The 437-nt window shown below is 66.4% G+C and carries 2 protein-coding genes; both read left to right on the forward strand.

Annotated elements, in window-relative coordinates; genetic code table 11:
• A partial coding sequence (locus tag L904_RS23465) for an SDR family oxidoreductase (RefSeq protein ID WP_156428586.1) occupies positions 1-252 on the forward strand: 252 nt, incomplete at its 5' end.
• A 60-nt stretch (positions 253-312) separates the two neighbouring features.
• On the forward strand, positions 313-437 hold a 125-nt coding region (locus tag L904_RS23470; RefSeq protein ID WP_197416763.1), incomplete at its 3' end, for an NAD(P)-binding domain-containing protein.

Genomic DNA, 437 nt, shown 5'->3' on the forward strand with positions numbered 1-437 from the left:
GGCTTCAACCGCAGCCTGGTGCGTGACCTCGGGCCGAAGGGCATCACCGTCAACACCGTCCATCCCGGCCCGACTGACACCGACATGAACCCCGATGGCGGCCCGGTCTCGAAGATCGTCGGCCCCGGCATGGCGATCGGCCGCTACGGCAAGGACTACGAGGTCGCCAGCGTCGTCGCCTATCTCGCAAGCCCGGAAGCGGCGTTCGTGACCGGCGCGGATATCGTTGCAGACGGTGGCTTCACCGCCTGATCTGCCCCCGGCGCTCCAATGCCGGAGCGCCGGTTCCCCCTCACTCAAAGGAGAACCAGCATGTCTATCGGTATCATTGGAGCCGGCAATATCGGCTCGGCCTTCGCCCGCGCCCTTGCTCGCAACAGCATGTCCGCAACCATCGCCAACAGCCGCGGCCCGGCCTCGCTTGCCGTACTCGAAAC

The organism is Agrobacterium sp. LY4 (genome assembly GCF_001526585.1).
GTDB lineage: Bacteria > Pseudomonadota > Alphaproteobacteria > Rhizobiales > Rhizobiaceae > Agrobacterium > Agrobacterium leguminum.